The 274-nt window shown below is 51.1% G+C and carries 1 protein-coding gene; it reads left to right on the top strand.

Annotated elements, in window-relative coordinates; translation table 11 throughout:
- A partial coding sequence (locus ACEWQ0_RS10470) for a hypothetical protein (RefSeq protein ID WP_476485323.1) occupies window positions 1–222 on the top strand: 222 nt, incomplete at its 5' end.
- Between the last annotated feature and the right edge of the window lie 52 nt (window positions 223–274).

Below are 274 nucleotides of genomic sequence, written 5' to 3'. Positions count from 1 at the left end.
ATTTTTTTTGCTGCACACTTCAATCCACACCAGAAATCTGCTTGCACTTCTCCAGGGCTCTCTTACAATACGAACGTCGCGTCGGATGAGGACTTCGGTGACTGGGCGACGCCGAAGAAGCCAACGGCAGGACATTTTTTTTGCTGCACACTTCAATCCACACCAGAAATCTGCTTGCACTTCTCCAGGGCTCTCTTACAATACGAACGTCGCGTCGGATGAGGACTTCGGTGACTGGGCGACGCCGAAGAAGCCAACGGCAGGACATTTTTTT

The organism is Wenzhouxiangella sp. YN9, assembly GCF_056324165.1.
The sequence above is the reverse complement of the archived record's forward strand: the minus strand, read 5'-3'. Positions and strand labels throughout refer to the sequence as shown.